Origin of the sequence: Streptomyces phyllanthi (genome assembly GCF_009377205.1) — a bacterium.
Classification (GTDB): domain Bacteria; phylum Actinomycetota; class Actinomycetes; order Streptomycetales; family Streptomycetaceae; genus Streptomyces; species Streptomyces phyllanthi.
The window spans coordinates 1-7,038 of sequence record NZ_VJZE01000466.1; the positions used below are offsets into that span (position 1 = coordinate 1).

7 protein-coding genes are annotated in these 7,038 nt (G+C 70.3%); 2 read left to right on the top strand and 5 right to left on the bottom strand.

Translation table 11 applies throughout. The annotated features are described in order from the left end of the window. A partial coding sequence (locus FNH04_RS38150) for an RNA ligase family protein (protein WP_194236952.1) occupies positions 1–490 on the bottom strand: 490 nt, incomplete at its 3' end. A 175-nt stretch (positions 491–665) separates the two neighbouring features. Here FNH04_RS38150 and FNH04_RS38155 point away from each other — a divergent pair. Next, positions 666–1,463: an N-formylglutamate amidohydrolase gene (locus FNH04_RS38155; protein ID WP_152790429.1), complete on the top strand. Its 798-nt coding sequence runs from the start codon at positions 666–668 to the stop codon at positions 1,461–1,463. A 64-nt stretch (positions 1,464–1,527) separates the two neighbouring features. On the opposite strand, the gene FNH04_RS38160 is transcribed toward FNH04_RS38155, so the two are convergent. After that, on the bottom strand, positions 1,528–2,229 hold the full coding sequence (locus FNH04_RS38160) for a hypothetical protein (protein WP_152790431.1): 702 nt from the start codon (positions 2,227–2,229) through the stop codon (positions 1,528–1,530). Positions 2,230–2,238: 9 nt separating this feature from the next. Here FNH04_RS38160 and FNH04_RS48770 point away from each other — a divergent pair, with 9 nt between their 5' ends. Further along, positions 2,239–2,370 carry a hypothetical protein gene (locus FNH04_RS48770; RefSeq protein WP_265581359.1) on the top strand — a complete coding sequence of 44 codons (132 nt, stop codon included), beginning with the start codon at positions 2,239–2,241 and terminating at the stop codon, positions 2,368–2,370. Positions 2,371–2,510: 140 nt separating this feature from the next. Here the strand turns inward: FNH04_RS48770 and FNH04_RS38165 are convergent, their stop codons facing one another. From FNH04_RS38165 to FNH04_RS38175, 3 genes are all read right to left on the bottom strand, one after another. Beyond that, complete coding sequence (locus FNH04_RS38165; RefSeq protein WP_152790433.1) at positions 2,511–4,643, bottom strand: UvrD-helicase domain-containing protein; 2,133 nt, start codon at positions 4,641–4,643, stop codon at positions 2,511–2,513. A gap of 56 nt (positions 4,644–4,699) precedes the next feature. Then, a complete protein-coding gene (locus tag FNH04_RS38170) occupies positions 4,700–6,295 on the bottom strand; it encodes a serine/threonine-protein kinase (RefSeq protein WP_322725057.1) in 1,596 nt (531 codons plus the stop codon). A 102-nt stretch (positions 6,296–6,397) separates the two neighbouring features. Beyond that, entirely contained in the window at positions 6,398–6,913 is a 516-nt protein-coding gene (locus tag FNH04_RS38175) for an ATP-binding protein (protein WP_228031851.1), read from the bottom strand. Positions 6,914–7,038: the final 125 nt, after the last annotated feature.

Here is a 7,038-nt window from a genome sequence, read left to right on the forward strand (position 1 = left end):
GTACGACGTAACCCTCCTGCCGCCCGGTGTCCAGCCGCAGCGCCCTCAGCGCCCGCTCGTCGAACACGCCGCGCCACAGCACGCGCGGGACCGGCACCCCCAGCCGCCGCAGGAACCGCACGGTGCCGTCCCAGTCCAGACAGCGCTCGCCGTCCCAGACCGACAAGCCGTAGAACCAGCTCTCCAGCTCCTCGTACGCGAGCGAGTGACGGGCGTACATGTTCTCCCCGCACACCCGCCACCCGGCCGGGATCCCCGGTCCGATCCGCCCCTGGAGGGCCTTGACCCAGGTCCTCGACGGGTGGTGCGCCGAGTCGAGCGACCGTGCGTGCAGCCCGTCCGGATAGAGGGTGGTGTTCTCCCCGTCGAGCTTCTCGGTGACCACGACCTCCCGCCCCCGCAGCCCGGACAGATCGCCGGTCCGTACGTCGTCCGGCGTCGCGCCCGGGGACCAGGGCAGGTGCGGCGTGCGTGGATAGTGCGTACGCATGGTTCGAGAGTTCCCCCGTGGCGGTGTCGTGCCCGGTCACTGTAGGACCTGGACAGGGGCGGAGCCACGGAATTTCACCTGCTCCACGGGGTTTCACGTGCTTACGGACCGCCGCTGCTCGCCTCCGGAAGGCCGGGGCCCATGCTTGACTCCGGACACCCGGGAGGAACCCCGAATGAACGACACGTCGGCCCCCTACCGGCTCCTGCCCGGTGCGCCGGACTCGCCCGTGATCCTGCACGTACCGCACTCCTCACGTGCGATACCGGCGGACGTACGGGACGGGATCGTGCTCGACGAGACGGCGCTGGGGCGGGAGCTGGACCACATCACCGACGCGCACACCGCACGGATCGCCGAGGAGGCCGCCGGCCGGTCGGCCACCGGGCCCTGGCGGTTCGTCAACCAGTTGTCCCGCCTCGTGGTCGATCCCGAGCGGTTCCCGGACGAGCGGGAGGAGATGCTCGCCGTCGGCATGGGCGCGGTCTACACGCGGACCACGCACCGGGAGGAACTCCGCCCGGCCGACTACGACGGCCGGCCGCTCATCGAGCGCTACTTCCACCCGTACGCCGCCGCCATGACCGACGCCGTGACCGAGCGGCTGGAGGCGGTGGGGCGGGTCGTGGTCATCGACGTCCACTCGTACCCGACCGAGCGCCTGCCCTACGAACTCCACGGTGACGGCCCCCGGCCGCCCGTCTGCCTGGGCCATGACGCCTTCCACACACCGGCCGCGCTGCTGGCCGCCGCCGAGGAGGCGTTCGCCGGCTTCGGAGGGACGGGCGTCAACAGCCCCTTCGAAGGGGCGTACGTCCCGCTGAAGTACTACGGGAAGGATCCCCGCGTCAGCGCCCTGATGATCGAGATACGGCGGGACGTCTACATGACCGAGCCGGGCGGACCGCCGGGGCCGGGGCTGGGCGCGGTTGCGGGCGCACTGTCCGAACTCGTCGACGCGGTAACCGGTTGATCTCTTTCGCTGTCTGTAACGCCGCCGTCTGCCGGGCCGCGCAGAACCGGTTTCGCCCGGCGATCTACGCAGGGACAAGGACGGTGAGCCATTCCGCTTCACGTGCCCGGTACCCGTAACGATCCATCAGCCCCGACACGATCGCCGGGACGTGGCCGGCTCCGTAGACGACGGCCACCCGGATCGGCTCGTCGGCGCGCTCCGCGTGGATCTCGCCGAGCGCGTCGAGCAACCGCTTGTCGCGCCGATCGGTCATCGCATGCTCCACAGGACTGTCGGCCATCATCTCCGCCCGCAGCGTCGAGGGCAGATCGTCGACTGCCACGTCCTCGTCGAGGAAGGCGCGCGGACCGCGCAGCGCGAACACCAGGCCCATCACGGGAGCCCCGAGCATGAGAAGCAGGTACGTCCACCGCGGCAGTGTCTTGAGGTCGGCGATCGCCTCCGCCGCGGTCACATCCGGGTAGACAACCGGTACGGACTCGGGAAGCAGCAGCCCATCGCGCTGCTCCTGCAAGCCGTTGCGCCGACGCCGTGGGGCGAACCGGTAAGCAAGCGTGAGGGCACTCACGCCGACCGAATTCCCTCGGATTCCCTCCATGACTATGAGGTCGCATTCCCTGAGCCTGAGGCGGACCTGGGAGTAGAACGTCGGCGAAGCCACGTGCAGCATCGGGAAGATCACGAACTCGAGTGGCTTCCCTGTCCGCCTCATGGTGATCACAGCGGATCGGACGGCATACCCCGTCACCTCGATGATCTGCATGATTCCCCCGTGAACCTGGCCCGGTTTCCCCTCCACCCGTACCAGGACACGAGCCCGTCCAGGGGCGCGGTTCCCTCCGGCACAGGCCGTGCCACCGGGCGGTGGGGTATCGAGTACGAGATCCACCACGGCATCACGTGATCAAACCGGCCACAACGTGAAGACGACGTAGCCCTGGTATTGAAGGCCAATGGCCGACCCGGATGAGGTGGGCCCAATGCCGATACTCCAGTTGTCGTGGAACGGCAGGCCCTCCTTGTCGGTATCGGGGTGCGTTCATGTCACACTCCCGCCCCCACCAGGAATTCGCTCGGCTCCCCCCACCACGACACGTACAACCCGTCCCTGGCGCGCGTGCAGGCCACGAACACCAGGCACCGTTCCGCCGCCAGGTCCGCCTCGTGCTGCAGCCGGTCCACCTCCACCGGTGTCACAGCCTTGGGGAACGGCAGCACCTCGTCGCGCACCCCCATCACCGCGACGCACCGGTACTCCAGTCCCTTGAACGCGTGCATCGTGCCCACGCTCACCGTGTCCGCGCGCCCTGTGGCGGCACCCTTCAACCGGGCCACCGGAACACCTGCCGCCTTCAGCCGCTCCGCCACTCGCTCGCACGTCTTGTTGAGGCGGGCGCACACGCCGATCTCGCCGGGCGCGACCCCGCCGTCGAGCCAGCCACGCACCCGCTCGACCAACGCGTCGAGTTCGGCGTCCTCGTCGGCCGCCCCGTACGTCTCCGGTCGGTTGCCGTGCAGGGCGGAGCGGTAGCCGAGGAGCGTGTCGTTGCGGGAGTCGTCGGCGAGTTCCGCGACGGGACGGCCGACGAGGAGCCCAGTAGCCCAGCTCAGGATCTCCTGTGTCGAGCGGTAGTTCTTGCGCATCTTCGTCGAGCGGCCCGCGACCTTGATCCCGACCGCCTTCAGCGACACCTTCGAGTCGTAGATGCGCTGGTGCGGGTCGCCTGCGATGAACAGGTCGTCCGGACGCTCGGGGACCGCGGCCCGCAGCAGGCGCCATTGTGCCGGATGCAGATCCTGCGCCTCGTCGACGACCACGTGCCGGTACCGTGGCCCCTCCGCCTCCATCAGGTCGGCGGCCTCCGCGCAGGTGCCGAGGTAGGTGCGCAGACCGTCGGCGGCCAGTCGCTCGGTGAACTCCCGCACGGTCTCCCACACCACCCGGCGCCGTGCCACGGGCAGAGCGCTGCCGCGCCCGTGCCGTTCGCAAGCCTCGTACTCCTCCAGAGTGCGCAGGTTCCGGGCGAGGATCACGTGCTTGTACTCCTGCGCCAGGAACTGCGCCGTTCCCGTGAACCCGGTCGCCTGCGCCGCCTGCTTCCAACGGTCCTCCTCCTGCCCGCCCCAGGTCGGCTTCCGCGACGTGGACAGCACCCGCCCGGCGAACGCGTCCACGGTCATGATGTCCACCCGGTCCCGTACGGCCTCGTCCTCGACGAGTGCGTCCAGCCCGGTGCGCAGCGCCGCCACCAGCGCGTTCGTGTAGGTGGTGAGCAGGATGCGCTCGCCGTCCCGCAGGTGGCGCAGAAGATGCCGTACGCGGTGCAGGGCGACGACCGTCTTGCCGGTGCCGGGCCCGCCGGTGACCTGCGCGGGGCCGGAGTACGACGCCCGGTAGGCGACCTTGTGCTGCGACGGGTGGAGGAAGGTCCGCCAGGCCGCGAACGGCTTGTCGAGGATGTCGCGGAGCTCGTCGGCGTCGGTGACGACGGCGAAGCGGGTGCAGGTGCGGTGGATCGCGGTCGCGTAGTCGGCCGTGTCGACCGGCTCCGACGAGTCGGCACCCGCGAGGTTGACCGCGACCACGTCGCGCCACACCTCCTCCACGGTGAAGCCGGCGGCCAGGTACTCCAGCACCTCGCGCTGGTCCTGCGGGAAGAACGGCGCGAACACCTCCAGTTGCTCGACACTGGTCAGCACGCGGGCCTGGCGCAGGGTGGTCCCGTCGATGCCGAGCGCCGCCATGTCCCCGTCGGACACCTTCGCGAACAGCCGCTGCTCCGGCGCGGGCGCGATGCGCTCGTACGCGGGGGTGAGCTCCTCGAGCATGTCGATGTCGCGGATCTCGACGGCCCGGGTGACGGAGTTGATGCTCGCCTTCTGCTTGACCGCCCAGTTGGTCGCCTCGTCGTGCGGACCCACGCGCAACAGCACGAACGTGTCACCGGTCTCGGGAGCGAGGACGACTCCGCGCACGCCCTGGTCGATCCGGATCGTACGGATCTGCTTGTCCTTGGCCCCCTTGAGCGACTCCAGCTTCAACCCTTGGTCCTTGAACAGCTGGTCGAGTGTGAGCGTCTCGAACTTGTGCCAGGCGTCGAACACACCTTTCTTCACATGCTTCTGGAGTTTGTCGAGCTGGGCACAGAACGCGATGTCGAAGGCGAGGTGCGGCATGATCGGATTTTAGGAACAGACGGGCCGCCGGTCAGTACCAACAGAGGGACCGGAGGTCAGCACGACGGCGGGGAACCACCGAGATCCAGCCGTATCACGGCCAGTGTCCCGGCCACCTCGGCCGTCAGCTCGTCGTCCGGCCCGAAGACCAGGCACAGGTCCTGGTGCAGCGGTTCCAGGACACCGAGCGCCTCGGCCGCCAGCCCCTGCGCGAGCAGCAGCATGCCGATGTCGCGCCGCAGCTCCACCGCGTACTCGCTGACGTCGCCGTCCACGGACCGCACGACGTCGAGGACGCCCCGCAGCCCCGACAGCGCGTCCGTCACCTCCCCGAGCTCGCCCCGGCAACGGGCCGCCTGGGCACGGCAGTCCAGAGCCTCCTCGCTCGTCGGCCCGCTGATCCGCCCGTACGCCTCCGCCAGCGCCTCGAACTCCGGCAGTGCGGCCCGGTGGTCACCACCGAGCTGCCGGCTGAACGCCCGGCGTCGGCGCAGCCCCAGCACCACCTTGTTCTCCGCCCCGAGCGCCCGTGCGGCAGGCTCGATCATCTCGCCGGCCACCTCGGCGGCCTGCGAGTACCGCTCCTCCTCCATGAGGGCCGCGTAGTGGGCGTGCACCTCCCGCACCTGAGCGCGCAAGGCCTCGGGGACGGGCTGCGGGATCGGGGCCTGTGCGTTCCCGGGCAGCGCGGCGGCGTCCCGCGGTGCGCCTGCTCCCGCCCGCGCTCGGGGCGCGTACGGCCGACGGAACATCCCGGTAGGGTCCGGAGCCCCGGCAGGGCCCGCCTCCTCGGGCGCGGTCCGCTCGCCGGGCGGAGGCAGGAAGGGCGCCAGCCGCTCGTACACCTCCTGCATGTCCGCGGGCCGGGCCTCGGGTGCCTTGCGGAGCAGATGCAGGACGAGTTCCTCCAGCTCGGCCGGTACGTCCTGTCGCAGCTGCCGCAGGGGCGTGGGCGCGGCGTTGATGTGCTGGTTCATCAGCTGGAACTCGCTGTCCCCGCTGAACAGCGGCCTTCCGCAGAGCAGTTCGTGCAGCACACAGCCCAGCGCGTACAGGTCCGTGCGCGGCGTGACCCGTCCGCCGCGCACCTGCTCCGGCGCCATGTACTGGTACGTGCCGATCGGGCTGCCGGTCGCGGTCAGCTTGGTGACGTCGGTCCGCAGGATCGCCGCGATGCCGAAGTCGAGCACCTTCACGGTCCCGTCCCGGGCCACGAGGATGTTGCTCGGCTTCAGGTCCCGGTGGACGACCGGCACGTCGTGCGCGTACGACAGCACGGTGGCGACCTGGGCCGCGACGGCCACGGCCCAGGTGACCGGGAGCGGCTGGTCCGGGTGCACGTAGGCGGTCAGGGGAACGCCGTCGACCAGCTCCATCACGAGGAACAGGTCCGTGTACGACTCGTCGAGCACCGCGTCGTACACCTGGGGGACACCCGGGTGCTGGATCCGCGCGGTGATCCGCGCCTCGCGCTGGAACCGCTTCTTGAACTCCTCGGCGAGCTGCGGCGACGTCACGGACTGCGGCCGGATCCGCTTCACGGCGACCGGCCGGTCCAGTACGGCGTCGTAGCCCCGCCACACGTCCCCCATGCCGCCGTGGCTGAACTGCTCGATCAGCTCGTAGCGTCCCGCGATCGGTTGGTCCGGCACCCCTGCCCCCGTCGAGCGTCCTCAGCTGTGCGTTATGCATCGTGCGTCGGCTGTGATCAGGGGTCAGTTTCGCCGGTGGGGGATCGCCGAGTCCAGCCGGCCTCAGGGGAGCGGTGGGCTGGGGACTGTCTGGGGGACGGCGAGCGGGAGGGGGAGCGCGTACTCCGCCCATACGGTCTTGCCGGGGCCGTCGTCCGTTCTCGGGGTCCAGCCCCAGCGGTCGGCGAGGGCCTCGACCAGGAGGAGGCCGCGGCCGCTGGTGCGGTGGTCGTCGGGCGAGTCGGTCGGGCCGGGGGTGAGGACGGGCAGGCGCTCGGCGCGGGTGTCGGTGACTTCGACGCGTACGGTCGCGGTGACGGCGGTGGAGGCCGTGGCTGGCGTCTCGATGGCCAGACGTACGTGGAAGTCGCGGCCGGGCACGTGCCCGTGCCGCACGGCGTTCGCGCACAGCTCGGCCGTGATGAGGATGACGGCGTCGTGTGCGTCGCTGCCGTACGGGACATCCCATGCGGCGAGCCGTTCGCCGCACATCCGCCGGGCGAGCCGCACGCCCCGGGGAGTCGAGCTGAAGCGCATGGCGAAGTGGCCCACCTGGAGGGGTAGTTCTGTGCTGGTCATGCACACACGGTGGCGCCTCGTGGCTTAACGTGACCAGAGGTGACGCGCCGACGCCGGTGCTTGTACGCGGTGCGCGCCGAGTTGGTACGGAACGGTACGTGGTGAAAGGCGGGGCGGTGCCCGTG

What these genes read in the sequence shown, in the direction of transcription:
- FNH04_RS38155 (WP_152790429.1), top strand. Translation starts at nt 666, where the DNA reads ATGAACGACACGTCGGCCCCCTACCGGCTCCTGCCCGGTGCGCCGGAC.
- FNH04_RS38160 (WP_152790431.1), bottom strand. Translation starts at nt 2,229, where the DNA reads ATGCAGATCATCGAGGTGACGGGGTATGCCGTCCGATCCGCTGTGATC.
- FNH04_RS38165 (WP_152790433.1), bottom strand. Translation starts at nt 4,643, where the DNA reads ATGCCGCACCTCGCCTTCGACATCGCGTTCTGTGCCCAGCTCGACAAA.
- FNH04_RS38175 (WP_228031851.1), bottom strand. Translation starts at nt 6,913, where the DNA reads ATGACCAGCACAGAACTACCCCTCCAGGTGGGCCACTTCGCCATGCGC.